Source organism: Phycisphaeraceae bacterium (assembly GCA_019454185.1).
Classification (GTDB): domain Bacteria; phylum Planctomycetota; class Phycisphaerae; order Phycisphaerales; family UBA1924; genus JAHBWV01.
In genome coordinates this window covers 25,802-51,687 of the sequence record CP075368.1, presented here as the reverse complement: position 1 = coordinate 51,687, position 25,886 = coordinate 25,802, and the positions used below count along the sequence as shown (strand labels likewise).

Annotated in this window: 23 protein-coding genes; 16 read left to right on the top strand and 7 right to left on the bottom strand. The window is 64.3% G+C overall.

Going from position 1 to position 25,886, the window contains the following annotated elements; translation table 11 throughout:
- Positions 1-109: 109 nt before the first annotated feature.
- The 5 genes from KF838_00225 to KF838_00205 all read left to right on the top strand — a co-directional run bounded on the left by KF838_00225 (position 110) and on the right by KF838_00205 (position 4,660).
- Positions 110-868 (top strand): hypothetical protein, encoded by a 759-nt coding sequence (locus tag KF838_00225; protein QYK48293.1) that lies wholly within the window; start codon positions 110-112, stop codon positions 866-868.
- A 55-nt stretch (positions 869-923) separates the two neighbouring features.
- Complete coding sequence (locus KF838_00220) at positions 924-1,193, top strand: ribosomal protein L7/L12 (protein QYK48292.1); 270 nt, start codon at positions 924-926, stop codon at positions 1,191-1,193.
- Positions 1,194-1,446: 253 nt separating this feature from the next.
- On the top strand, positions 1,447-2,202 hold the full coding sequence (locus KF838_00215) for a glycosyltransferase family 2 protein (GenBank protein QYK48291.1): 756 nt from the start codon (positions 1,447-1,449) through the stop codon (positions 2,200-2,202).
- Positions 2,202-3,713 (top strand): hypothetical protein, encoded by a 1,512-nt coding sequence (locus KF838_00210; GenBank protein ID QYK48290.1) that lies wholly within the window; start codon positions 2,202-2,204, stop codon positions 3,711-3,713. The genes KF838_00215 and KF838_00210 overlap by 1 nt, the downstream gene beginning before the upstream one ends.
- Positions 3,710-4,660, top strand: coding sequence for an ABC transporter substrate-binding protein (locus KF838_00205; GenBank protein QYK48289.1), 951 nt, complete (start codon positions 3,710-3,712; stop codon positions 4,658-4,660). Before KF838_00210 ends, KF838_00205 begins: the two co-directional genes overlap by 4 nt.
- Positions 4,661-4,758: 98 nt before the next feature.
- On the opposite strand, the gene atpA is transcribed toward KF838_00205, so the two are convergent.
- The 3 genes from atpA to KF838_00190 all read right to left on the bottom strand — a co-directional run bounded on the left by atpA (position 4,759) and on the right by KF838_00190 (position 8,501).
- Positions 4,759-6,315, bottom strand: coding sequence for a F0F1 ATP synthase subunit alpha (gene atpA / locus KF838_00200; protein QYK48288.1), 1,557 nt, complete (start codon positions 6,313-6,315; stop codon positions 4,759-4,761).
- Positions 6,316-6,543: 228 nt separating this feature from the next.
- Entirely contained in the window at positions 6,544-7,617 is a 1,074-nt protein-coding gene (locus KF838_00195; protein QYK48287.1) for a hypothetical protein, read from the bottom strand.
- Complete coding sequence (locus KF838_00190) at positions 7,617-8,501, bottom strand: diadenylate cyclase (protein ID QYK48286.1); 885 nt, start codon at positions 8,499-8,501, stop codon at positions 7,617-7,619. Before KF838_00190 ends, KF838_00195 begins: the two co-directional genes overlap by 1 nt.
- Before the next feature lie 133 nt (positions 8,502-8,634).
- On the opposite strand from KF838_00190, the gene KF838_00185 reads away from it, so the two are divergent.
- Together KF838_00185 and KF838_00180 are read left to right on the top strand one after the other, a co-directional pair.
- Positions 8,635-8,919, top strand: a complete 285-nt coding sequence (locus KF838_00185) for a NifU N-terminal domain-containing protein (GenBank protein ID QYK48285.1) — start codon at positions 8,635-8,637, stop codon at positions 8,917-8,919.
- Positions 8,909-10,030, top strand: coding sequence for an A/G-specific adenine glycosylase (locus KF838_00180; protein QYK48284.1), 1,122 nt, complete (start codon positions 8,909-8,911; stop codon positions 10,028-10,030). Before KF838_00185 ends, KF838_00180 begins: the two co-directional genes overlap by 11 nt.
- A gap of 18 nt (positions 10,031-10,048) precedes the next feature.
- Here KF838_00180 and KF838_00175 read toward each other — a convergent pair whose 3' ends face one another.
- Positions 10,049-10,450, bottom strand: a complete 402-nt coding sequence (locus tag KF838_00175; protein QYK48283.1) for a DUF3568 family protein — start codon at positions 10,448-10,450, stop codon at positions 10,049-10,051.
- 64 nt (positions 10,451-10,514) lie between these two features.
- Between KF838_00175 and KF838_00170 the strand changes: the two genes are divergently transcribed.
- Positions 10,515-11,276, top strand: coding sequence for a glycosyltransferase family 2 protein (locus tag KF838_00170; GenBank protein QYK48282.1), 762 nt, complete (start codon positions 10,515-10,517; stop codon positions 11,274-11,276).
- Here KF838_00170 and KF838_00165 read toward each other — a convergent pair.
- The gene (locus KF838_00165) at positions 11,258-12,133 is read right to left on the bottom strand and encodes a hypothetical protein (protein QYK48281.1); all 876 of its coding nucleotides are present in this window, start codon (positions 12,131-12,133) and stop codon (positions 11,258-11,260) included. The two genes, KF838_00170 and KF838_00165, sit on opposite strands and share 19 nt — an antisense overlap.
- A gap of 288 nt (positions 12,134-12,421) precedes the next feature.
- On the opposite strand from KF838_00165, the gene KF838_00160 reads away from it, so the two are divergent.
- From KF838_00160 to KF838_00150, 3 genes are read left to right on the top strand one after another with little or no spacing between them, the layout of a single operon-like run.
- Positions 12,422-14,863 carry a hypothetical protein gene (locus tag KF838_00160; GenBank protein QYK48280.1) on the top strand — a complete coding sequence of 814 codons (2,442 nt, stop codon included), beginning with the start codon at positions 12,422-12,424 and terminating at the stop codon, positions 14,861-14,863.
- Between the two features lies 1 nt (position 14,864).
- On the top strand, positions 14,865-16,592 hold the full coding sequence (locus KF838_00155; protein ID QYK48279.1) for a type II/IV secretion system protein: 1,728 nt from the start codon (positions 14,865-14,867) through the stop codon (positions 16,590-16,592).
- A gap of 46 nt (positions 16,593-16,638) precedes the next feature.
- On the top strand, positions 16,639-18,144 hold the full coding sequence (locus KF838_00150) for a glycosyltransferase family 39 protein (GenBank protein QYK48278.1): 1,506 nt from the start codon (positions 16,639-16,641) through the stop codon (positions 18,142-18,144).
- A gap of 317 nt (positions 18,145-18,461) precedes the next feature.
- Here KF838_00150 and KF838_00145 read toward each other — a convergent pair whose 3' ends face one another.
- A complete protein-coding gene (locus KF838_00145; GenBank protein ID QYK48277.1) occupies positions 18,462-19,871 on the bottom strand; it encodes a hypothetical protein in 1,410 nt (469 codons plus the stop codon).
- A 197-nt stretch (positions 19,872-20,068) separates the two neighbouring features.
- On the opposite strand from KF838_00145, the gene KF838_00140 reads away from it, so the two are divergent.
- Genes KF838_00140 through KF838_00130 form a run of 3 tightly spaced genes read left to right on the top strand, consistent with a single transcriptional unit; the run spans position 20,069 to position 22,529 of the window.
- The gene (locus KF838_00140) at positions 20,069-21,343 is read left to right on the top strand and encodes an aminotransferase class V-fold PLP-dependent enzyme (GenBank protein QYK48276.1); all 1,275 of its coding nucleotides are present in this window, start codon (positions 20,069-20,071) and stop codon (positions 21,341-21,343) included.
- Complete coding sequence (locus tag KF838_00135) at positions 21,340-21,969, top strand: GNAT family N-acetyltransferase (protein QYK48275.1); 630 nt, start codon at positions 21,340-21,342, stop codon at positions 21,967-21,969. The genes KF838_00140 and KF838_00135 overlap by 4 nt, the downstream gene beginning before the upstream one ends.
- On the top strand, positions 21,966-22,529 hold the full coding sequence (locus KF838_00130; GenBank protein ID QYK48274.1) for a hypothetical protein: 564 nt from the start codon (positions 21,966-21,968) through the stop codon (positions 22,527-22,529). The genes KF838_00135 and KF838_00130 overlap by 4 nt, the downstream gene beginning before the upstream one ends.
- A gap of 52 nt (positions 22,530-22,581) precedes the next feature.
- Here KF838_00130 and aroC read toward each other — a convergent pair whose 3' ends face one another.
- Positions 22,582-23,775: a chorismate synthase gene (aroC, locus tag KF838_00125; GenBank protein ID QYK48273.1), complete on the bottom strand. Its 1,194-nt coding sequence runs from the start codon at positions 23,773-23,775 to the stop codon at positions 22,582-22,584.
- Between the two features lie 310 nt (positions 23,776-24,085).
- Here aroC and KF838_00120 point away from each other — a divergent pair, with 310 nt between their 5' ends.
- Positions 24,086-24,679, top strand: a complete 594-nt coding sequence (locus tag KF838_00120) for a hypothetical protein (protein ID QYK48272.1) — start codon at positions 24,086-24,088, stop codon at positions 24,677-24,679.
- A gap of 124 nt (positions 24,680-24,803) precedes the next feature.
- A complete protein-coding gene (locus KF838_00115; protein QYK48271.1) occupies positions 24,804-25,448 on the top strand; it encodes a hypothetical protein in 645 nt (214 codons plus the stop codon).
- The last annotated feature ends 438 nt before the right edge of the window (positions 25,449-25,886 follow it).

The following is a 25,886-nucleotide window of genomic DNA, read 5'->3' as shown; positions in this document are numbered from 1 at the left end:
TCGTAGAGTCGTGCGGCAAAGGCAACCTCTGCCGCACACCGCCTGAGATGCCGCCTGAGCCCCGGCGGTTCCCGGATTCTCCGCGTCGCACGGGACATATCCTCCGATTGTGGCACATCCGCAGCGTGTCCAACCCGTCATCCTCGCGATCGAGACCAGCAACCCGACCGCTGATCCCGGGCACTCGGCGTCGGTTGCGGTGGCCCAGCTCGAGGGGCCCGGCGCCGGCAACCCTCGACACCTCTCCAGCGTGACGCTCGGTCCGGACGAGTCACAGGGCCTCCTCCCGTCGATCGATCGCTGTTTCAGGGGGTGCTCGCTCACGCCCCATGCGCTGCGCGCGCCCGGCTCACGGATCGTCGTCTCCATCGGTCCTGGTGGTTACACATCCATCCGGCTCGCCGTCACCGCCGCCAAAATCCTGGCAGAATCGACCGGCGCACGCTGCATCCCCGTGCCGACCGCGCACGTCGCTGCGGCTCGCGTCAGCAACCCGCGCCCGTTCGCCGTCGCGCTCGCTTCCAAGCGGGAGACCGCGTGGGTCGCGGCGTTCAATCCCGACCGGACCGAGCATCGGGTGATCGGTATCAGCGATGAGCGTGTGATCGAGACCCTTGTCTCCATCGGTGTCGATCTCTTGGTGGTTGATCGATTCGCGCCGCCCGCGATGGTGGAGCGTGCGAGGGCGTGCGGCGTTCGGATCCAGCCGCCGACGTTCGATGCGATGGCATGCTGCGACCTCGGGGCGCGATACCAACCCCTTGACCCCATCGAACTCGAACCGCTCTATCCGAGGGAGCCGGAAGCCGTCACCAAGTGGCGCGTCCTGCATGCCGCAGCGAAGGGTCCGCCACCGCAGCCCGGGTGAGTGCGGCTCATATCAGTCATCCGAGTCGCCGCACAAAGAACGAAAGGACCGAAGCATGGGTCTCTTCGGCAGAAACAACGACGCCATCCTCAATGTTCGGCTCGCGCGCATCGAGCAGAAACTCGATGCCATCATCGAGTCGCTGGGGATCGAGGTCCCGGACCGAATGACCATGCCCGCAGGGGTCGCGCTGAACCCCGAGGCGGTCGAGGAGATACGAGCCCTCATCCTCTCGAACCGCAAGATCGAAGCGGTGAAGCGCGTGCGTGATCTGACCGGGCTCGGCCTGAAAGAGGCCCTGGACCTCGTCGAGGCCGGCCTCTGACACGCCACGCTCGACCCGCGCACCCTTCGCCTTCTCCCCGGCAGCCGTTCGCCGCTTCTGCGCCCCACCCCCCACCCCCCGCCACACCCACGATCCCGATCACGAACCGTCCGTTCGGTTGTCATAGAGTTGCGAGAGCGCGTGTCTTCTTGTCCCGATCCTTCATCCAACAAGGGTCTTGCAGCCGCTCTCACTCTCCGCTCGCCCAGTCCGGAAACCTGATTCGTTCGAGAACGCCTTTCGGAAGCCCCACATGCGAGTCCTCGTCGCGATACCCGTCTACAACGAGCAGCGATATGTCCAGCAGGTGCTCGAGCGAGTGCTCCGCCACGCCCCCGACGTGCTCGTCATCGACGACGGATCGACCGACGCAACGCCCCTCCTCCTCAGCCAGTTCCCGGTCGAGGTCATCCGCCACGCCAAGAACCGCGGCTACGGCCGCAGTCTCATGGATGCGTTCCGCTGGGCCTCCGTCGATGGCTTCGACTGGGTCATCACCATGGACTGCGATGAGCAGCACGAGCCCGCCTCCATCCCGAGTTTCATCGACGCGATCGCGCGGAACGACTCGGACATCGTGAGCGGCAGCCGATACCTCGCGCCCACACCCGAGGACGACCGCCCCCCGCCGGAGCGTCGGCGCATCAACGCGGAGATCACTGAAGAGCTGAACCGACGCCTCGGGCTTTCGATCACCGATGCGTTCTGCGGGTTCAAGGCGTACAGGATCGACGCCGTTCGGTCTCTGACGCTCACGGTCGATGGATACGCCTTCCCGCTCCAGTTCTGGGTGCAGGCAGTCGCTTCGGGGCTTCGCATCAGCGAGATCCCCGTCAAACTGATCTACAACGATCTGAATCGATCCTTCGGCGGACCGCTCGACAACCAGCAGATCCGTCTGGCCCATTACCGCACGGTGCTCTACAAAGAGCTCGAACGCTGCGCAGACAGACTCCTGCCGTCCGCGCTGCTCGGGCTCGCCCACCCCGCCCCTGGAGCATCCGCCTGATGGAGATCAGGACCCGTCAGTCCGACGACGAGAGCGCGCCGGCGGACGATGCGTGTACCCCGTCGCTCATCGACCACGTCCGCTTCGAACCCCACGCCGACAAGTGGCACACCCTCGTCGTGCGTCGCCCCCTGACGACATACCAATCGACCCTCCGTGCCCAGCTCGGACTCCCCCTGGATCGACCGATCATCATGTCCGGGCATCAATGCGAGTTCTGGCACCCCGGAATCCTCGCCAAGTGGTTCGCCGGTGTGGCACTCGCCCGGCGCGTCGGAGGCGCCTTCGTCTGGCTCCACGTCGATCAGGACACCAACGACCCGGGACGCATCTTCGTTCCCGCCATCGACGCCGCACAAAGACTCATCAGGCAGGACATCACGCTCGTCCCTCCGGTCACCGATGTGCCGACCGGGTCTCGGCGAGCCGTCCGAGTCGATCTCGCATCCTCGCTCGCCGCCGTCGCTGCAACGCATCGACTCGATCCCTCTTGGCTGGACGGGCTGGGCCGGATCGCCGACTCGTTGAACCACTTCGCGGGCGAGCCCACGCTCGCCACCCAGTTCGGCCTCGCGTCACAGTCGCTCATTCCCGGCGCAGCACTCGCCACACATGATGCCGCGAATCCGCACATTCACACCATCACGACCAGTCACCTCTCCTCCACCGATGGTTTCGCGGCACTGGTCGCCGCGCTGCGGCGCGACGCGGTGAGAGCCGTGGACTCACACAACCACGCCGCGGCCCGCAGGCCTGAAGCGGGTATCCGCCCGCTCGGCCTTAAGGTCTCTGCGGATCATCCGGCGCGTGTTGAGCTCCCGCTCTGGAGAGTTCGCCCCGGCACGCCTCGGGTCGGCGTCATGCTCTCTCATCTCGTCGAGATCCCGCCCCATGAGCTCCGCCCCCGCGCCCTTCTCATGACGGGCCTCGCACGCCTCGGCGCATGCGACCTCTTCATCCACGGCACCGGAGGCGGCACGTACGACCGGATCACGGACGAGTGGCTGCACGACTGGCTCCGCGGTTCGACCGATCCCGAGACGAACGAGCTCGCGCACGCGCTGCCGCTCGCGCCGACCGTTGTGTGCACGGCGACCGCACGCCTGGCGTTCGACAGCGACCGAGGGGGCGTCAACATCGCCGAGGCCCGAGCGGCACGCCACCTCGCGCACCGTGCGCGCCACGATCCGCAGCTCCTGGGCGACAAGGACGCGGGCCTCACCAAACGCGAATTGGTCGCCCGCATCGATCGCTCGAGAGACAGGGCCGAGCGGGCCATGCTCTTCCAGAGTCTGCACGCCATGCTCGATCGCTCCCGTGCCGAGCACGCAGATCGCCTCGCGTCTCTCGATCACGAATCACGTGTGCTCGCACGAAAGGCCGCAGAAGAACCGATCGTGCGCGAGCGCACATGGCCATTCCCGCTCTATCCTGAGACAACGCTGCGGTCACTCCGGCGTCGGATCGAGGACCAGATCATGCACGATGCGCCGACGGGATCGCCAGCATGATGCGCCGGCGAGAATTCATCGCTGATTCGCTGCGGAGCTCGACGATCCTCACCGGAATCGGCACGGTATGCTCCGCGCTCTGCGCCTGCACGCGTTCCCCCAACAGTGCGCCAAAGGTCCCCGGAATCGGCCCGCCGCGGCTCGCCGCCCTCAGCCCCGCGCTCGCGATCACCCTCCGCGATCTCGGCCTCACCGAGAGCATCGTTGCACGCCACGCCTGGGACATGGCCCTTGATATTTCGCTTCCGATCGCGGGCGATCAGTCCTCGCTGGACTACGAGGCGTTGATCACGACACGCCCGACACACGTGCTGCTTGAATGGGGCGAGCGGCCCGTGCCCGATCGCCTGCTGCGTCTCGCCACAACGCACGACTGGAAAGTCCGGAGCTGGTCGCTCCTCTCATACACACAGGTGCGCAGCAGTCTGGCGGAGATCGCGGGCTTCATCGCCTCGGACATGCCCACAGCTCAATCACTCGCTCTCAGCAGCCGCGCCGAGGAACTGGCATCCAGACTCGATCTGGCGTGCGGGCGACGCGAGGCGTCCGCACGCGCGGGCCGGGTGCTGCTCCTTCACTCGGTCCTGCCGCCCGCGGCCCTCGGACCCGGCTCGTTCCACCATGAGATCCTTGAGCGACTGGGAGGCATCCCCGCGCTCACAACCGGCAACCCGTACGTCCAGTTGCACATGGAGGACCTGCTCGACATCGCGCCCGACGCGATCGTGCTGATCCAGCCCAGAGACCCCCGTGAGACGGCTTCGGAGCCCGCGCCGAGCACCTGGATCGAGATCGAGCAGCGTCTGGGTGCGATCTCGCGTCTCTCGATCCCCGCCGTTCGCGAGCGGCGCGTCGCGATCATCTCGGATCCCTTCTCACTCACGCCGAGCACGGCGATGATCGGCTTTGCCGAAGAGTTCGCATCGATCCTCGCGCGATGGGCCTGATCCTTCGTTGGTCCGCGCTCAGCCACGAAGGCACAAACGCGAACGCGGCGTCGCTCGATGAGCAACGCCGCGTGAACGAATCGCTTGTGTGCCCTGACTCAGGCCTTGGGCTTCCAACCCGCCTTGAAGTTGGCGATGGCGTCGGTGAGACGCTTCTCAAGGTCGGCGTCCAGCGCCTTCTTGGCGTCGAGATCGTTCCAGATCGGCTTGCCCGCCGCCTGGAAGTGGTCGAGCATCGCACGCTCGAACTCGCGAACCTGGGGCACGGGGATGTCGTCGAGGAAGCCCTTGGTGCCCGCGTAGATCGAGATCACCTGGTCCACGACGTTGAACGGCGTGTACTGGCCCTGCTTGAGCAACTCAACCATGCGCCGGCCTCGATCGAGCTGACGCTGCGTCGCCTTGTCGAGCTCGGTGCCGAGCTGGGCGAAGGCCTCAAGCTCGCGTGCGGATGCAAGGTCGAGACGGAGCGAGCCGGCGATCTTCTTCATCGCCTTGATCTGGGCGTTGCCGCCGACTCGGGAGACCGAGATACCGACGTTGATCGCCGGACGAACGCCGGAGAAGAAGAGCTCGGGTTCGAGGTAGATCTGTCCGTCGGTGATCGAGATCACGTTGGTCGGGATGTACGCCGAGACGTCGCCCTCCTGCGTCTCGATCACGGGGAGGGACGTGATGCTGCCGCCGCCGTTCTCGTCGGAGAGCTTGGTTGCACGCTCGAGCAGACGAGAGTGCAGATAGAAGACGTCGCCGGGGTACGCCTCGCGGCCCGGGGGACGCTTGAGGAGCAGCGACAACTGGCGATACGCGACCGCCTGCTTGGAAAGGTCGTCATAGATGCAGAGGGCGTGCTTGGGCGTCTTGCCGCTCTTGCCCTGCCACATGAAGTACTCGGCCATCGCGGTGCCCGAGTAGGGCGCGACATACTGCATGGGGGCCGGGTCGGACGCGCCGGCAACCACCACGATCGTGTAGTCCATCGCGCCGGCCTTGCGGAGTGTCTCGACGACGCCCGCAACCGTGGATTCCTTCTGACCGACGGCGACGTAGATGCAGACGACCGCATCCGGCGTGCCCCAGTACTGCTTCTGGTTGATGATCGTGTCGATGGCGACGGCCGTCTTGCCCGTCTTGCGGTCGCCGATGATCAGCTCGCGCTGTCCCTTGCCGATCGGGATCATGGCGTCGATCGCCTTGATGCCCGTCTGCACCGGCTCGGTCACGGGCTGACGCTCGGCGATGCCCGGAGCGATGATGTCGACCTTGCGGTACGTGTCAGTCCGGATCGCGGGGCCGTCATCCACGGGCCGACCCAGCGGATCGACCACGCGTCCGAGCAGCGCCTCGCCGACGGGCACCTCGAGCAGGCGACCGGTCGCCTTCACGAGGTCGCCCTCCTTCACGGAGAGGTAGTCGCCGTAGATGACCGCGCCGACCGTGTCGAGTTCCAGGTTGAAGACCTGGCCCATGACCGCGCCCTCGCTGGTCTGGAACTCGAGCAGCTCGCCCGCCATCGCGTTCGAGAGCCCGTAGATCCGCGCGATGCCGTCGCCGATCTCAACCACCCGCCCGACTTCCGAAACCTCAAGGTTCGCGGAATACTGCTCGATCTCGTGTTTGATGACGCTGGCGATCTCGTCGGTCTTGATCTTCACGATCAGGTCCTCTGCGAAGCCCGGAGAGCCGGGGCTCGGCCGGTGAGTTGGGGCACGAGACGTGTCGATCACGGCTCGTTGACAAGGGTTCCCACATCCGAACCCGCTGGCCGGGTCCGGGGGGGTGGAAGGTTAGGTCAGCTCGCCCGCGAAGAGAAGGGACAACGCCCGCAACCCGAGCTCAACCGATAGGCCACCCGCCAGGGGGCACCCCGGGCCACCCGGCATCTATTCACCCGGGTCCGGGGCCTCGGCACCAGATCCGGATAGTCCTGTCCTCGAAGGAGTTGCGCCATTCTCCCCGATCGGGCGGATCTCCAGCGACACGATGGGGTCCTCAACCTGGAACTGCAATGTCGAGGGAAGATCCGAGAAACTGACCGCCTTGCTCGTGATCGCCGCCTGAAGCTCCTGCGAAGAGAGCGCGACCATGGCGATGATCCGAAGCTCTCCCTTGCGGATCCGTTCGATCTCCTCGCTCGGCCCCGTCACGCGAACGTCGCGCAGAAACTGGTCATTCTCAGGAATCGTGATCTGCCACTTGGCAAGCTGCCCGGGTGCAACACGGATATGCACCGGCACAGACGGAACCAGTTCCGTCACCGTCCGCTCACGCAGCGTCAGCGAAACCCTTGTCGTCGGCGACGAGAGTCGCACCCCGCGCACACCCTGCAGCTCGGGCGGCAGTTCGAGCACCACCGACGGCAACGTCTCACGACGCCCGCGACCCAGCCCGCGCACCGCGTCCGTCCCGATCCGCGCGAGCAACGCCGCATCCGGAGCCAGGCGGCCCTTCGCAAGACTCGGCACCTGCACGGAAATCCGCGCCGGGTTCGCCTCCGCCAGCCCTTCCACCTCAGCATCCGCGACGTCCACCCGCACCGGCAGCTCGATCGTCTCGACCACATCCACATGCGCGACGATCGTCCGCGGCTCACACTCCTCGATCGACACGCCCGTCTCGCGGATCTCGGGAAACTGGCGCAACAAGGACCGAAGGTCGAGGGTCTGGTTCCCGGGCGCGAGACTGAAACCCTCCGTCCCCGGCGAGATCAACACCGGCTGGCGCAACCTGTCACGCAGGCGATCGATGCCGACTGTGGCACCAGACGCCCTCAAGAGAACCCGACCGTCCCAGAGTGTGTCCGACTCCACCCAGGTGATCAGCCCAGGCGTCGAACCCGGAACGACCTGCATCGAGGCCACGATCTCCGCACGCTGGACGTTCTCACCCTCGGCAAAGAGCCAGATCACCGCCGTCACGATTGTCACAATGATCAGCGTCGGAGCATGCTTCAGCATCACGCACTCTCCCGCTTCTCGTGGGTGTCCAGGAGTTCCTCGCCGACATCCGCGCGGCTTGCCTCGTCCTCGGCAGCGGACCTTCCAAGCCGCTTGGCCAACTCGATGCGCAACGCCGCCGGCGTCATCGGCTGCGACAGCCGACCGCGCTCGGCGATCCGGACCGCGCCCGTCTCCTCGCTCACAACAACAACCACGACGTCCTGGTCCTTGCTCACGCCGACCGCGGCCCGGTGGCGCGACCCCAGCGATGGGTCGGGCATCTCCGACGGATCCGCGAGCGGAAGCTGCACGCCCGCCGCGATGATCGTCTGCCCCCGGACCACCACCGCCAGATCGTGCAGCGCGGAGCCCGGGAAGAAAATCGTCTGCAACAGACGCGCCGACAACGACGCGTTCATCACCGTGCCGCCGCCCGTCTCCAGAATCGCCTTCGCACCCTCCTGACGCTGCACAACGATGATCGCGCCGAAACGCGCCTTGCTCAGATATCCCGCGGCATCGGAGATCTCTCTCGCCACCGCAGCAATCTCCGACGGGGTCCCTCGGAATCCGATCTGCGTCTCACCAAGTTTCATCAGCGCACGCCGCAGTTCCGGCTGGAAGACCACGATCAGGCCCAGCGCGATCACGCCGAGCACGCGCTCAAACAGAAAGCCGATCCGGGGAAAGGCGTCAGACCCAGCCAGGATCTTCGCACCCAGCGTCAGCAGCAGGAAGAGCACCAGCACGCCCTTGAGCGCGCCCGCCGCCCGGGTACCCTGCACGAACCTCGCAATCGCGTACACGAAGATCCAGATAAAGGCGAACTCGAGCGCGACCTCCCACCACACATAGGAGGAGAGCCGATCAAGGAGATTGCCCAGCCGCTCGAAGGGGAACACGCCCACAATCCTCGCTCAACGCTTCCACGCGATGCGACCGACATCGACCCGACGCCGCTCGACCCACCGCTTCCAACAGTCTACGTTCTCGCCGGCCACTTGTTGTCACCCCCTCCATCGGATTGAGAGAAACATGGCCTCCAAAGTCGTCAGATTCGACGCGACCCCCAACCCCAACGCGATCAAGTGCTCGCTCGACGCCCGGATCTCGGACACGCCCCGCTCCTATTTCAAGCCCGAAGAAGCACAGGCCGCCTCCGATACGCTCGCCATGGCCCTCTTCTCGATCCCGAACGTGACAAACGTCCTGATCCATACCGATTGGATCACGGTCTGCAAGTCTCCAGACGGGCAGTGGGAGCCGATCAAGGCCGCCGTTCGCGCCGCCCTCGCTCGAATCGAGACCCATGGCCCGTAAGCCCTCGAAGCCCCAGCCCGGCACCCAGGCCAAGGCCCCGGCCCAAGCCCTTGTCCGCTGGTTCAAGGCAAACGCCCGCGACATGCCCTGGAGGCCGCGCCCTCTCGGGATCAAGCGCGACCCCTACGCCGTCCTCGTCAGCGAGATCATGCTCCAGCAGACGCAGGTCTCCCGCGTCGCGCCCGCCTTCGAGCGGTTCATCGCCAGATTCCCCACGATCCAGTCCCTCGCCAACGCACCCGAGCCCGACATGCTCGCACTCTGGTCAGGGCTCGGCTACTACCGGCGCGCAAAGATGCTCCACGCTGCGGCACGAGCCGTCGTCTCCGACCACGCCGGCACCATGCCCTCCACCTCGCAGACGCTCAAGACGCTCCCCGGCATCGGTCCATACACAGCCGCAGCGGTCGCCTCCCTCGCCTTCCACGAGCCCATCGCGATGGTCGATGGAAACGTCACGCGGGTCCTACTGCGTCTCGAAGCCCGGCGCGCCGGCGCATCGGATCCGAAGGCCATCGCCTGGGCTCGATCGCATGCCGACACGATGATCCGGCACGCGGGGCCCGCCCCTGCCCCGACGCTCGCGGGCGAAGCCCTCATGGAACTCGGTGCCACGGTCTGCACGCCGAGATCCCCTCGCTGCGATGCCTGCCCGCTCAGCACATGGTGTGTCGCGCGTGCCACGCGGCTGACAGACACAATCCCCACACCCAAGCGAACAAAGAAGACCCCGACTGTCTGCGCGGTCAGCATCGTGCTGGAGGATCATGCCGGACGACTCGCGATCGAGACGCGGCCCGCAAAGGGGATGTGGGCGTCAATGGTGCAGGCGCCGACCATCGAGTGGGCCGGGCACTCTCGCGATGCCACAGATGTCGCCCTCGAAGCCCTCGGGCTCGGCCACACAGCAAAGCTCCGTGAGCGCGAACGTTTCATGCACCAGACGACGCACCGGCGATTCGAGTTCACCGTGCTCACGCTCCGCGTCACCGATCGCATGAAACGCTCGATCGAGCGCCAAAGACCGGGCCTCTCGTGGGCAACTCGCGATGAGATCACGGGCATGGGCGTGTCGAGCGTGCAGGCGCGGGTGCTGCTCAACGGCAACTGAACGCACGATCCATTCGCATCACAGCCGCAACCTGATCTCATCCAGAATCCGCTTCGACTCGGCCCGATCACCCACCACGCCCACGCGAACCTGGATCCGGACCTGATCCAAGCCGCGCCTCTCCAGCGTTACCTGCACCGTCTGGCCCTCGCCGCGCTGCGCCGAGATCTGTCCCTTCTCATCGTCACGCGTCATCGAGCCGACTCGATACCCGCTCGATTCCAGCACCGTGCGTGCTGCCTCGAACGCCCGCGGCAATCGCGTCTCCTCGGTCGTGTACATATCCCCCATCACATACGAATACGAATCGCCCGAACCCGACGACGAGACCGCGCCCACCGTCTCGCACCCAGAGCCGATCCAGAGCACGCCCGCCGCCAGCACCCCCGCCGCTCTCGCACGCCTCGACACCCTCTGCATGGTGTTGCCCTTCCGATTCCGGCCCCGCACGCCCGAGCGACAAGCTCGTTACATTCTTGGGTCGATGAAACTCGCGATCCTCATCCCGATCTACAACGAGGAGAAACTGCTGCGGGACGCCGTCGCGCGCCTCGACGCCGTGCCCCCGCCCACCGACCCCGCGAGCAACGAGCGTCTGGTCCGACGCCTTATCCTCGTGGACGACGGCTCGACCGACGGCACCGGGGCGATCCTCGACGAACTCGCCCCGCGAACCGACGTGCTCATCGTGCGCCACCCATCCAACAAGGGCAAGGGGGCTGCGCTCAAGTCCGCGCTCCACGCCGCCCTCGCCGACGGCGCGGACATCCTTCTCATCCACGATGCCGATCTTGAATACGACCCCGCCGACCATGCCTCCGTGCTCGAACCGATCTTGAACGGGCGCGCCGACGCCGTCATCGGCACGCGTTTCCTCGGGCGCTCCCATCGCGTGCTCTACTTCTGGCACTACGCCGCGAACCGCCTGATCACCCTCTTCAGCAACATGCTGACCAATCTCAACCTCTCCGACATCGAGTGCTGCACCAAGGCATTCACGCGCCGCGTCGCGCAGCAACTGACCATCACCGAGCCCCGCTTCGGCGTCGAGCCCGAACTGATCGCCAAGCTCGCGAGCATCCGGATCTCCACCTCCGATCACTCGAGCGAAAGCCCTCGCCCCGCACGGATCTACGAGGTCGCGGTCACATACGCCGGACGAACCTACGCCGAGGGAAAGAAAATCACCTGGCGAGACGGCATCTCCGCGCTCCGTTGCATCATCGTCTACAACCTGCTCCGCTGAACACCCCACGCACGCCACGGAAACCCGTCAGGCATCAACTCCGGCCTTCCCTGCACCCACCCCACCAGCCACTCGAAAGCGTCGATCAATCTCGGCCCGGGCCGATTGAACATCTGGTTCCCATCCACAACCGCGACGCGCCCTCGCTTCACGGCTGGCAACTCCCCCCACCACTCCCGCATCGCCAGTTCCTCCGTGCAAGCCCACGCCTGATCCAGCGAGAACCCGCACGGCGCAACCACCAGGAACTCCGGACGAGCGTTCACCAACTCCTCCGACGACACAACCCGCGATGCCCCAGCGACACGTGCCCCCCGCTGAGGCCCCGCCGCGGCACCCGAGTCCGCCCGCGCGACCGACTCATTCCACGGATGGCGCCCACCGGCCCGCTCGATCAACTCGACCGTCCAGTGCCCGGCACAGAACAACGGGTCTGTCCACTCCAACAAGGCAACAACCCGCCCGTCCTCATACGGATTGACGTACTCCTCGGCCCTGAAGAGCCGCTCGCGCAGCCCGACCATCGCCCTATCGCCGCGTGCCGCCCACTCCGGTCCCAGAGCCGCCGCCACCCGCAGCAGATCATCCAGAACATCCTCGATGGTCGATGGATTGAGCGACAACACCCGAGGCGGACCGGGGAGGGTGCGCGCCACCCGCTCGACCGACGCAAGATCGATGGAACAGACACTGCACACATCCTGCGTCAGAATCACATCCGGGTTGAGAGCCGCCAGAGCCGCCTCGTCCACCTCATACAGGGACTGTCCGGACCCCAGCGAATCGCGCACCGCCCGGTCGATCGCCGCAGGGTCCTTCGAGGGATCGATCTCCCCCCCCGGCTCTACCCGGGGCATCACGCGTGCCCTCGTCAGCGCCGGGACCGAGCGAACCTCCAGGGGGAAGTCACATTCATGTGACCTTCCGACCAGCAACCCCTCGGTACAAATCACCGAAAGCAACTCTGTCGCAGAGGGCAACAGACTCACCACCCGAGGTTTCCCCGTTCGATCGGTCTCACTCATGGCTTCATTCCGAGTCGTCAGCGCAGCAATCCCGGCGGACGGGATGCGTTCGGAGAGGGTATAACTCAAACGCCCCGCGCGCTCCCCGCGCAGGGCTCACAGGTTCACGCGGAGATCAGCATGGCCACCAACTCATCACCCATCTTCAGACGCTCACACCGATCGGCCGTGCTGGCTCTGGTGCTCGCCTGCGGCGCGATCGCCCCCGGACACCACGCCCGCGCCCAGGACCTGCCCCCCATCACGCCACCCGGCGAAGCCCGGAACGACTTTGAGTCCGATGACCAGTTCGTCACTCTCGACGCCTTCAGCGAGGGTGTCGAACTCAACGCCCTCATCGAGTACCTCGTCAACGCGCTCGAGATCAACGTCAGCGTCGATCCCTCCCTCTCCGGCACCGTCATGCTCAACGCGCCCCTTCGCGTCCACAAAGACGACCTGCTCGGCCTTGTCAACTCCCTCCTCGAGCAGCACGGCTTCGGCATGACCCGCACCCCGAGCGGCTTCTACAACGTCCTCAGAATCGAGAACCTCCCCTCCACACTCGCCGACAGCGCGGGCCCGCTCGCCACAACCCGAATCATCCCCACCCCCAACATCGTCCCAAGCATCCTCAAGGACACCATCGAAGCCGCCATGCGCGGGCGCGGCACCACCGGAAGCGGAGGCGGCGTCCGCGTCACATACCTCGACGATCTCGGCGTCATCGTCGCAACCGACACGCCCGGAAACATCCGCGCCATCGAGAACCTCGTCGCCGAGATCGCACGCGAACGCGCCAAGGTCGCTTTCACACGCCTCGAACTCCGCCACCTCTCCGCACCCGTCGCCCGCGAACGCGCCATCGCGCTCGTTGGGCAGGAGACCTCCGCCGGCGGCCCTCGCCAGTTCGTCGACCCGAACAACCCGCAGGGCGCGACGCGATTCCTCGACAACCTCTCGTCACGCCTCTCGGTCGATCCCCTCGGCAACGCCCTCATCTTCAGGGGTCGCCCCGACGAGGTCGAGCAGATCCGCTCCCTGCTGAACGTCATCGACGCCACCAGCACCCTCGCCGCCAAACGCTACTTCACCGGCTCCGCAACCAACCAGATCGCCGACTTCGCCAAGCAGCGAGGGCTCGGCGAGGTCACCAAGATCCAGACCGGACCGACCGATCCCTTCCAGAACCAGATGCAGTTTCAGATCGACCCCAACACGGGACAACTCCTCCAGAACTCCCGCACCGTCGGCGGCACCGTTATCGTCGCCGACGAGTACCGAGGCCAGATCGTCTACTTCGCAACACCCGAGCAGCAGGCCCAACTCGAACAACTCATCAAGCAGTTCGACACCGAGGGCGAACGCATCGTCATCCGCGAGTACAAACTCCACCACGCCAATGCAGAGACCGTCGCCGAGATCCTCCTCGGGCTCCTCCAGAGTTCCACGCCCGCCGCGAACTCGCCGCTCCTCAACACCGGAACCGGCCAGTTCCGCCAGAACCAGAACAACCGCAACCGGAACTTCCAGAGGCCCGAGTCCCAGGGCTCAGACAGCGAAGGCACCTCGCTCGATTCCGACAACGCCTTCGTCATCGCCGACATCGACAACAACCAGGTTCTCGTCAAGGCCCCCTTCGCCCAGCAGTCCGACTTCGCCAAGATCATCTCCAAACTCGACCTCCGAAGGCCGCAGGTCTATATCGAGGCCAAGATCGTCTCCCTCACCACGAGCGACTCGCTGCGCCTCGCGTTCGAGACCCAGCTCATCAACGCCAACGGCACCGGAGGCGTCGTCAACACCAACTTCGGCCTCTCAACATTCCCGACCGGCTCCGGACTCAACGATCCCAAGAACGTCTCCACCGCCCTCGGCGGGCTCACCGCCGCGATCATCAAGTCCGATCAGGTGCCCATCATCATCACCGCGCTGCAGAACGTCGCAGAGACCCGCATCCTCTCCAACCCCCAGCTCCTCGTCAACGACAACGAAGAAGCAGAGATCGCCAGCATCCGCCAGGAACCCACCACCACCACAAGTCTCGGCGGGGGCGGCACCGGCTCGCGCGATGTCACCTCATTCGGCGGATACGAAGACGCCGGCACAACCCTCACCGTCACGCCGCGCATCAGCGAGGGCGGCTACCTCCGACTCGAATACGCCGTCCAGCTCTCCGCCTTCGACGGCACCGGCTCCGAGGGCATCCCCCCGCCCAGGATCGAGAACAACGTCCGCTCCAGCGCGAGTCTCCCCACCGACTTCACCATCGTCGTCGGCGGCATCGAAGTAGACACAAAGCGCAAAACCGTCGTCAAGGTCCCGCTCCTCGGCGACATCCCCCTCGTCGGCCATCTCTTCAGAGACACGAACAAGAACAACGCCTCGACACGCCTCTATGTCTTCATCACGCCCAGGATCATGCGCGACGAGACCTTCGCCGATCTCCGACTCCTCACACGCGGCCCCTACGAGGTCTCCGAACTCGAAGAAGAACTCCCCGACTTCGAGCCCTCGGTCATCCCGCTGATCGATCCACGCCCCGCCGCCGCAACGCCCGCGGCACCCATCGGGAGCCGCTGACATGGCAGAACGCCGATCGCCATCACGGGCCCCCGCGCAAACCAAGCAGCTCGCGCGACGCGACGCCGCGCCCGAGCAGCCCTCCACCGTCGTGAACGACGAGTGGACCCGCCTCGCACGCTCGTTTGACGGCTTCGATCTCACGCCCGATCAACTCCGCTCCTTCGCCCGCGCGACCGGCTCCGACGATGAACCGTGGGATGTACTGCTCTCCATGCTCGCGATCGACGAGCACCAGGCGCTCGCCGCGCTCGCCAAGCGCACCGGGCTCCCCTTCGATCAGGAACCGAAGCTCGACGACTCGGCCAGCCGCTACTACGAACTCGTCCCCGGCACGATCTCACGCGCCCACCACGTCGCCGGCATCGCCTCGGACGATCACGGATTCACCGTCGCAACCGCCCAGCCCATGCAGCCGGCGATCTTCTCCCTCCTCGAAGACATCCTCCAGGCACCGGTCCGCATCGTCCTCGCACCCCGCGCCGCGGTCCAGAATCTCATCAACCGCGGCTACGAGCAGCGCGGCGACCTCGTCACCGAGATCATCGACGAGATGCCCCTCGACGAGCGCGCCATCGAGACCGCCGCCGGCTCCATCGGCCAGTCCACCGACCTCCTCCAACTCGCCCGCCAGACACCCGTCATCCGCCTTGTCAACATGATCCTCTTCGAGGCACTGCGCCGGCGCGCCAGCGACATCCACGTCCACCCGCAGGAGAGCCGCCTCGTCATCCGCTTCCGCATCGACGGCATCCTCCACGATGTCTTCACGCCTCCTCCCACGCTCGCCCCGGCCATCAGCTCACGCATGAAGGTCATGACCGAGCTCGACATCGCCAACCGCCACGCGCCCCAGGACGGACACACCTCCGTCCGCGTCGGACAGCGAAAGGTCGACATCCGACTCTCATGCATCCCCACCGTCTACGGCGAACGCCTCGTTCTCCGCCTGCTCGACCAGACCCAGACCCAGCTCTCGCTCGACGACATCGGCATGACCAAGCAGATGCAGGGCCAGCTGATGGATGTCATCGATCGCCCCACCGGCATGGTTCTCGTCACCGGCCCCACCGGCTCCGGCAAGACCACCACCCTCTACGCCGCACTCGGACGCATCGACCGCGCCACGCGCAACGTCATGACCATCGAAGATCCCGTCGAGTACCACCTCGACGGCATCAGCCAGATGCAGGTCAACCCCAAGCGCGGCGTCACCTTCGCGACCGGCCTGCGCGCCCTGCTCCGTCAGGACCCCGACGTGATCCTCGTCGGCGAGATCCGCGACAAAGAGACCGCCCAGCTCGCCGTACAGGCCTCGCTCACCGGCCACTTCGTGCTCGCCACGCTCCACACCAACGACGCCCCCGGCGCGATCCCGCGACTGATCGACATCGGCATCGAGCCCTACCTCATCACGTCCTCGCTCCTGGGCGTCCTCGCCCAGCGCCTCCTCAGGCGCACCTGCACCGCGTGCGCCGGCAAGGGCACGATCAACGACCACCAGCGCTGCGAACGCTGCTTCGGCACCGGCTACCGGGGCCGCCTGGCCGTCTACGAGTTCATGCACATCGACGACACCCTCCGCCGACTCACCGAATCCCGCGCCGACGGCGTCTCGCTCCGCGAGGCCGCGATCGACGCCGGCTTCAAGCCCATGCGCGAGGACGCCATGCTCAAGGTCGCCAACGGCGTCACCGACCAGTCAGAGGTCTACCGAGTGCTACACTGACGTACCAATAGGTCGGTTACCACAGTGAAGCGTTGCGAGGGTTTACATGGATTCGGATTCGAATGCCCACGAACTGAAGAACCCGACTGCCAGTGCCGCGATCTCCAAGGTTTGGATTTGGCGAATCATAATTGTACTAGCCATAGCCGCAGCCCTAAGGGTGGTGCATCTTGACTCGGACTTCATCGGTTTCCATTCATGGCGACAAACCGACACGGCAGGCGTCGCCCGTAACATGCTCCGTGGCGACGGTAACATTTTGTCACCCAGAATCGACTGGAGAGGTGATGGAGATGGTCGCGTAGAGATGGAGTTTCCGCTTTACTCGTGGCTGGTCTCGTCTGTATGGCGAATCACTGGCATAGCCCCGTGGGCCGCGCGTGGCATCTCAGTGCTTGCTTCGCTCGTGACACTCGTTCTCTTTGCGGATCTTGTAAGGCGTATCTCAGGCGAGAGGGTATCGATCGCATCCGCGATAGTTGCGGCAATCGCGCCTCTTGCGGTCTACTACGGTCGGACAGCGATGCCAGAGTCGCTCATGCTCTGCCTAACCATGTCCGGACTTTACATGTTCTGGCTGCACCTTGTGCGTCGCAGCAGCATCTTATTGATTGTATCTTGCGTGCTTATCGCCGGAGCAGGGCTTGTCAAACTGCCTTCATTATATATAGGCCTACCTCTTGTGTATCTTGTAGTAAGCACTCGGGGTTGGCGAGCCGCTATGAGTCCAGCCTATATTCTTGGCGCGATCGGCGTACTTGGCGTCAACGCGATGTGGTACATACATGCCGCTCGCATAGGGCAGGAGACTGGGAATAGTTTCGGCGTGCTTGGTTCGTGGAAGTATGGTACCGCAGCCGCGATAGCAGACGTAGGGTTCTGGAATGAGATTGTCTTTCGAAGACTCGGGGAGCGAGTATTCACATGGATCGGCTTGCCGGTCATGCTACTCGGACTGCTGTTCGCACGCCGGAATGGACAAGAACGACTATTTGACTTCTGGATGATAAGCGTCTTCATATACCTCGTCATTGCCGCTCCAGGCAATCGAGAACACGAGTATTACCAGTTGCCATTTGTATTGCCCGGGTCATACTTTGCTGGAAGGGCAATCTCTGATTGGTGGCAATCGCCAAGACTCAGAGCATTAGTTCCATTTCTTGTTGTCGGCATCTTGTTGCTGAGTCTGTATCGAATGAACGCCTACTGGCGTCTAGAGTTATCAAATCGATCGGCAGAAGTCGCACTTGCGAGTGATACACAAGCATTATCCACGCCGACCGATCTGATAATCGTCGTCAGCCCTCGCTGGTCTGGTGACCCGACCTTACTCTATCTCGCTGATCGTAAGGGCTGGGTTCTACACCCCTCCGAGCTAGACACGATAGGTATCAAAGAGCTTACTGACCGTGGAGCGTTCGCCATCATTGGGTTAGAGTCCAAGTTCAGAACCGATCAGGAGCGCGTCTGGCTGACGAATCTCCGATCGCTTCTTGCTTCAGCACAAGCACCCGAGGGTACATTCATTCTCCGCTTGAACTCCGAGCCGTAATGCACTTGTACTCAGGTCGGCGCATATTACGACATATCCGAGAACTCCGTGCCAGATTAACTATGACTCACCGAATCCCGCACCGACGGCGTCTCGCTCCGCGAGGCCGCGATCGACGCCGGCTTCAAGCCCATGCGCGAGGACGCCATGCTCAAGGTCGCCAACGGCGTCACCGACCAGTCAGAGGTCTATCGCGTCCTGCACTGATGGCCTCCGCGACTCCGCTCCTGATCGCGCCGCTCCGGGTTGCACAGCTCCGGGTTGCGAAGTTCACCAGAGCGGTGTTCCTTTCTCACGCTTCGGATCGCCGCGTCACTTCATCGCCGACGCCGGGGAGCGATCAGCGACGCGACCGCAAAGAGCCCGACCGCACCCGGCGCGGGGATGATGTCCACGTAGAAGTGGAAGAGCCCGTCGCCGATGTTCAGCCCCGTGACACTGTTGGCGACACGCCCGATCACGTAGAGGTCCCCGTTGTCGCCCAGTGATACGTCGCTGATCGTGCTCAGAAACGCGTTGTCGTTGATCAGCCCATCGCCGTTGATATCGATCCCCTGCGCAAACGGGCTGCTCGGCCCGGATGTGAGGAAGACATAGGGCTCGGCCGCACCGCGCGGATCGATCGTGATCACATACTGGCCCGTCGTCGAGATCCGCGACACGATCACCACATCGCCATTCCCGTTGATGCCGACATCCTCGATGCCGGTGAACGTCCCCGCCAGACCGGACGGAAGAGGCGTGGTGTTCGTGAGGACCACCTCGCCGTTCACCATCAGAAATGTCTCCAAGGCGGTGGTCGACGACCAGACAAACCAGTCCCCCTTCTCGTTCATACCGATGTTGTCCGACGATGCGATCGTCGAGAGGCCCAACCCGCTGAGGCCGGGAATCGGGGCGCCCGCCTGAAGCTGCACACGCCCGTCCACGACGATCACAGAACTGTTGGATGAGAGCGCGAGCGAACCACGCGTGATGTAGTTGGCCCCGTCGTCAGACACATGGAACGTCCGGGTCGTCAGCCCGGTCAGAAGCGCGTTCGTTCCGCCCAACTGCCCGCTCGGCGCAAACGTCCCGCCCTGCAGATACGGCGTCACGCTCGACGCGTCGAACCCCCGGAAGATGAACTCGTCCTTATCCGATGGAATCGAGCCGCTCGTGCCCCCGTCCCGGAAGTACACGCGCCCGAGGTTGTCGATCGCCGCGGCGTCGTTCGTAGACCCGTACCGCTCTCCACCCAGACCCGGAATCAGATCCCCCTCACGCGCCACGATCGAGTACAGGCCGCTCGAAGCCGTGTACTTCACGACCATCTCGTCTGTGGAAGATGTCGCCGGGCTGAACTGTCCCGAGAACGCGAAATCGCCCCGATCATTGATGAACATGGTGCGTTCGGCCGTGGTGTTGAACCACCCAAGCCCCAAGCCGGGCAGGATGTCATTCTCCGGAACCAGCGTTGTGATCCCGTTCCTGTTGCCCGTCACAAAGAAGGTGTCACGAGTGGTCGGCGCGGTCGTGGCATTGGCTCGGATCGCCCAGAGCGAGCCGTTCTGGCTCACCGTGAACCCGTCAAGGAAGCTCGTGAACGTCACACCCGGTGTGCCCGGAACTTGCGAGGCCGGAAACGCCGGATTGCTGAAAAGCAGCGTCGTGGCCGGAAGCTCCGCACACGCCAGAGCCGCAGGCAGACCGACGATCGCGATCATCACACATGTACGGATCTTCATCTGACATCCCCTCTCTGATGTACCTCACACACACAACTGAACACAACGCTGGACTAGGTGAAGACAGACCATAGCCGATGCACGATTGTGTAGCAAGACAAATGTTTGCACACAAACGTCCTATAATCACGCTCCTAATCGTTCACGATTGTTGTTTCTCCTCGAATGACTCCATCGTGACCGCCGTAGCATGCTCCATGCTCTCCAACCCGCTTCAAGGCCACGAGCTCCCCAACTCACCCCTGCCCTCTCCCCTCGCTGTCCACTGGCAGCACGACCCCAGCGTCTGCTTTCTCAACCACGGCAGCTTCGGCGCATGCCCCACGCGCGTCCTCCAGGCCCAGGTACGCTACCGGAACCGCATGGAAGCCGAGCCCATCCGCTTCTTCGTTGAAGACTCGTGGGACCTGCTCGATCGCGCCCGCGCCGCCCTCGCGACCTTCGTCGGCGCACACGCCACCGACCTCGTTCCGATCCCCAACGCCACCATCGCCGTCGCCACGGTCCTCCACCACCTCGCCCGCACCGGCTTCCTCGGCGCGGGCGATGAAGTTCTCGCCAACGACCACGAATACCCCGCCTGTCTGAACAACCTTCGCGCTGTCTGCGCCATGGTCGGAGCCGCCCCCGTCATCGCGCCGATCCCCTTCCCGATCCGCTCCGCCGATCAGGCCTTCGACGCCATCATGTCGAGGGTCACGCCCCGCACCAAGGCCGCCCTCATCAGCCATGTTACGAGTTCCAGCGGGCTCATCCTCCCCGTCGAGCGCCTCGTCGCCGCGCTCGAAGCCCGAGGTGTCCGAACCATCATCGACGGAGCCCACGCCATCGGCATGCTCCCCGATCTCAACCTCAACACCCTCAACGCCTCGTACTACACGAGCAACTGCCACAAGTGGCTCTGCACGCCCAAGGGGTGCGCCTTCCTCTGGATCCGCGGCGACCTCCAGCACAACTTCCGCCCACTCGTCCTCTCAAACTTCGCCGAGAAGCCCAAGCCCGGCCGCCCCCCGCTCCACACCGAGTTCGACTTTGTCGGCACCAACGACATCACGCCCTTCCTCACCATCCCCGACGCCATCGAGTTCCTCTCCACGCTCATTTCAGGCGGCATTCCCGCCCTCCAATCGCACAACCGCGCCATGACGCTCCGAGGGCGCGACGCGATCTGCACTCGGCTCTCCATCCAACCGCCGGCCCCCGACGACATGATCGGCAGCATCTGCACGCTCATCCTGCCGCCGCACGACCCCGCGCGCCGCGCATCGCTGTCAACACGCCCGAGCGCGTACCACGATGCGCTCCAGGACTCGCTCCTCTCCCGTTGGCGCATCCAGGTCCCCATCTGGTCAGTCGCCGACGGGCCGCGCACTGTCCGCATCAGCGCGCATGCGTACAACGCACCCGGGCAATTCGAGTACCTCGCCGCCGCACTCGAAGCCGAGCTTGCGCGGGAAAGGTCATCACTATGACAGCCGCTGATGCACGGCCCTCAGAACAGGCATGGATCCGACCCGTCACGCTCGCGGGCCGGCACGTGCGTCTCGAACCCCTCACTCCCGCGCACGCCCATGACCTCCACGCCGGCACACCCCTCGACACCTTCCGCTACTTCACCTTCGGACCCGAGAACCACACCGAAGCCGCCATGCGCGCCTTCATCGAGCGCCTCATCGCCGATCCGGGCCGACTCCACTTCGCAGTCATTGATCTGGCCTCCTCCCGCGCTGTCGGCTCCACATCCTTCTACGACATCAGGCCCGCGCACCGCGGAGCCGAGATCGGCTTTACCTGGTATGCCGAAACCTCCCGCGGCACAGCCGTCAACCCCGAATCCAAACGCCTGCTTCTCTCACACGCCTTCGACACGCTCGGTGCCGAACGCATCGCGTTCAGGACCGACGCCCGCAACCTGCGCAGCCGCGCCGCACTCGCCAAACTCGGCGCGACGCAGGAAGGCATCTTTCGTCGCCACCTCATCATGCCCGACGGCGCATGGCGCGACAGCGTCTACTTCAGCATCCTGCGCGACGAATGGCCCGCGGTCCGCGACGCGCTCGACGCCCGACTCGCCCGCTCCACCGAGGCCTCTCCATGAAACCCGCAAGAACTCCGCATGACCTCGCCTCCCGCGCCACCATCAAGATCCGCCTCAAGAACATCTCCCAACTCTTCAACTCTCTTGACCCCTCCCCCTTCATCGAGAAAGACCTCGACGCCGACGCCGAGGCCTTTATCGAGGGGTGGGCCGCAGAGTCCCACCACGATGCGCAGCTCCGACTCGTCCTTCACATCGAAACACCCGTCGAAGATCCGGCCGCCCGTGAAGGCATCATCGATGCCATCCACAACTTCTTCGCGTACAAAGCCGAGAACACCCGACGCGAACTCCGACACCTCCTTGGCGTCGGACGTCTCTCACTCCTGATCGGGCTGCTCTTCGTGGCCATCTGCATCGCCGCCGCACAGGGCATCAGCGGCCTGTGGCAGGGCACCATCGCCGAGATCGTCGGCCAGAGTCTCATCATCGTCGGCTGGGTCGCCATGTGGAGACCCCTTGAGATCTTCCTGTACGACTGGTGGCCCATCGCGCGCCGAGCCCGCCTCCACCGCCGCCTCAGCACTATGCCCATCGACTTCGCGTCCACCGGACACTGATCACAACTCTCGTTGTGCATCGCCGAATGCCCAATGCCTCACGCCCACCCTCTCACGCGATCGTCATCGTCGGCGGATCGAGCGGCAGCGACCTCGCGTATTCAAGATACGACTCGATCCCACGCTTGAGCTCGATCATCGAGTCCGACGGGAATTTCTCGGTCAACGCCCGCGCGACCTCGAACGCCGCGACGCATTCGACCACCACGCTCGCCGCCGAGACCGCGCAGATATCCGACCGCTCGTACTGGCTCATCTCCGGCTGCTTGGTGTTGAGATCGACCGAGGGCAGCCCGCGCAGGAGCGTCGAGATCGGCTTCATCGTCGCCTTGACCACCACCGGCTGGCCGTTGGTGATCCCACCCTCTGTCCCGCCCGCGTTGTTGGTATCCCGCGTGAATCCCAGCGTGTGATCCCCGCGTCGCGCCGGATCGAAACGGATCGGATCGTGCACCGCCGACCCAGGCCTCGACGCGCACGCACGCCCGAGCCCGATCTCCACCGCCTTCATCGCCTGCACGCCCATCACCGCGTACGCCAGACGCGCATCCAGTCTCGTCCGCCAATCCATGCACGAGCCGAGCCCCGGCGGACACCCGAAAATGTGTGCCTCGACGATCCCGCCGATCGTGTCCTTGTCGATCTTCGCCTGCCGGATGATCGCGCACTGACGCTCCGTCACGCGCTCGTCGGGGCAATACGTCTCCGAGGCGTCCCGCCTTTCGCGCAGCGACCTCCAGTTCTCCTCCGTCACATCCACTTCAGTCCCAGCGTCCAGAATCTGGCGAACAAACCCGAACACCTCGATCCCCACCTCGCGCAACAGACACTTCGCCACCGCGCCCGCCGCCACCCGTGCCGCCGTCTCACGCGCACTCGCCCGCTCCAGCGTCTCGCGGCAGTCCGTCGTCAGCCACTTGATGCTCCCCGCAAGATCCGCGTGCCCGGGCCTGGGACGATACACAGGGGGCGTCCTCGCCCCGTCGTCCATCCGCGAGTCCTTATTCACCACCCGCATGCAGAGGGGCGAAGCGATCGTCTTCCCCTGCCGCGTCCCGGCAAGGAACTCGACCACGTCACGCTCGATCCGTTGCCTCCCGCCCCGCCCGTACCCCCCCTGACGACGCAGCAGCTCGCCGTTGATCAGGTCCAGATCGAGCGTCAGACCCCGCGGCAATCCCGTGAGGATGGTGATGAGGGCGGCTCCGTGTGATTCCCCGGCAGTCTGGTAGTCAAGTATCGGCATGGGCTTAGGGTACGGCAGTTTCCCCAGCATCACCCGACCAGCACCCCTTTCGATGCTCAGCCCAACTGCCCAGTTCCAGACCGCCCATTGCCGCGTGCCCAATCTTCTTTCCAAGATCACTGGCACGACCCGAAATCGTGTGGCATACTTCTCCTTGATGTTGGGGGGGGGTTAGGGCCTGTTGGTTGTAAGTGGTGTATCCACTCACGGCGGGCGGCTGCTGATGCTGCCGGGCTCTGGCTTTCGATGCTGACAGCCGCGCACTCGCCTGCTTCTTGGTAATGGCGGGGTGCGGGCGCGGGAGGATGGAATGGCCCTCACGATCTCCGCCTTAGGAACAAACGTCAACGACTGGGCACCGGGGGAGTTCACCGGATCGTCGTACTTCAGCACCGTGACAGCGGCCCACACGGCGATTGATGCTGTCGCGCTCCAGGCAACGACTCCACAGGCCAGAACGAATCGCCGCGTGGTCCTCGGGGGCGACGATCTCGCTACTGAGTTGGGAAACTCTGTCGAACTGGCGTTTTATGGGAGAGTTGTGGGTAGCGAAACCGGGCCGCACGCATCCGCGCGGGTCTGGGGCATCCGCCGGTTGACGAGGCCTGACGCCTCGAAGTGGTTCGTTGGACAGATTCTGGGCGACATCTCGATCACGTTGGGGTTGACGAAGGGCGCGTTCCTGGTTGGTGACGCGGTCGAGTACAACCTTGGGTGTGACCTGAAGATCGTCGCGCCGGATCGATCGTTGACACCACCGGGGATGCGGGTGACTGGTCAGGACTCGCAGCGGGGGCTCGCGTCGGTGCTCTTCGATGGGAAAGGGTACCGGCAGTTCGTTATCGAACTGAGATGCTTGACGGGAAAGTCGGATCGCATGGGTGTGATGACGTGCATGTTATGACTGACCACCCAATGGAGATCATGGCCGCACATGCGGCGGAGGGTACTTCTTGAACGCATACATAACACAGAACGTGTGCCGAGCACTCGCCGTGGCGGCGGCCTGCTTGACGACGGAGAATGCCATGGCAGCACCAACCACATGGGTGTATACCAATCCCAATGATCGACCGGTGATCAGCGATGACAGCGTGTATATCAGACTGTGGGAGCCGACGCCAGTACTCGTGCCAAATGTAAACCAAGCGACACTTCCGTTTGAAGCGATTCGCATGGGTACGTATGGTGACGACATCTTTGGGGCGACCATTGTGGGAAACAACGCTGTGGGTGTCTTCCCGCCTCCGAGCCCATCACTCTATGTGCCCGGCGGGCTCCGGCTCGAAGGCACGACACTCGAGTCTCATGGTTCCGACTTCTGGCAGTATTGGTATGTGCCGGTTTTCAACCCTAATACTGGAAGCACTCAGGCTGCGGATATCTATCAAGGCGGTTCCGACGGCGACTTCGATCTGACGTCGTTCAGCTACGGAATGGAAGAGTATGCTTATATCGGCTTCGCGAACTACCAGTTGACGCGCTTCGGCTATCTCCAGATCGAGCGCAGCGACGCGATCGATCCTCATCACTGGCGACTCGTGGGGTACGCGTATGGCGAGGTCGGCGAGACGATCGAGGTCGTGGATCTGACAGTTGTGCCGCCCGCTCCATCTGCGGCGGTACTCGTGTTGTTCATGGCAGGTATGCCACGCTCCAGACCCGAAAGCTGAGGCATGAGGGGCGACCGGTTATGACTGTTCGCGTGCCAACGATCGTCAGTGCTGTAGGACCCACAGGCGAAGGGTTCTATTTGCAAGTCGAGATCGACGGACTGCCTGCAGGATTTGTGATCTCAATCCGTCGATCTACGGTACGAGCGCACCTTTCGCGGGCGATCGTCGGATGGCGAGCAAACCTCCCGAATCGGCGAATGTTGAAGCGGAACACGCTTGTGCTCGAAGATGGGGCAACGGGTCGATTGGTCGCCGTGCAGCAAGACGGATCGGCAAGAGCAATAGTTCGTGTGTTTATCCGGCCACCTCGAGACGCTTCGATCGCAATCGGATCTCCGTTCCGAAACGTCGCACCGGTTTCGGATCTCGCTCCTCTATACGTTCAGAGTCTTGCACAGGAAGTGGACCCGGATGATGTCGTTTGGGGTTTCTTGA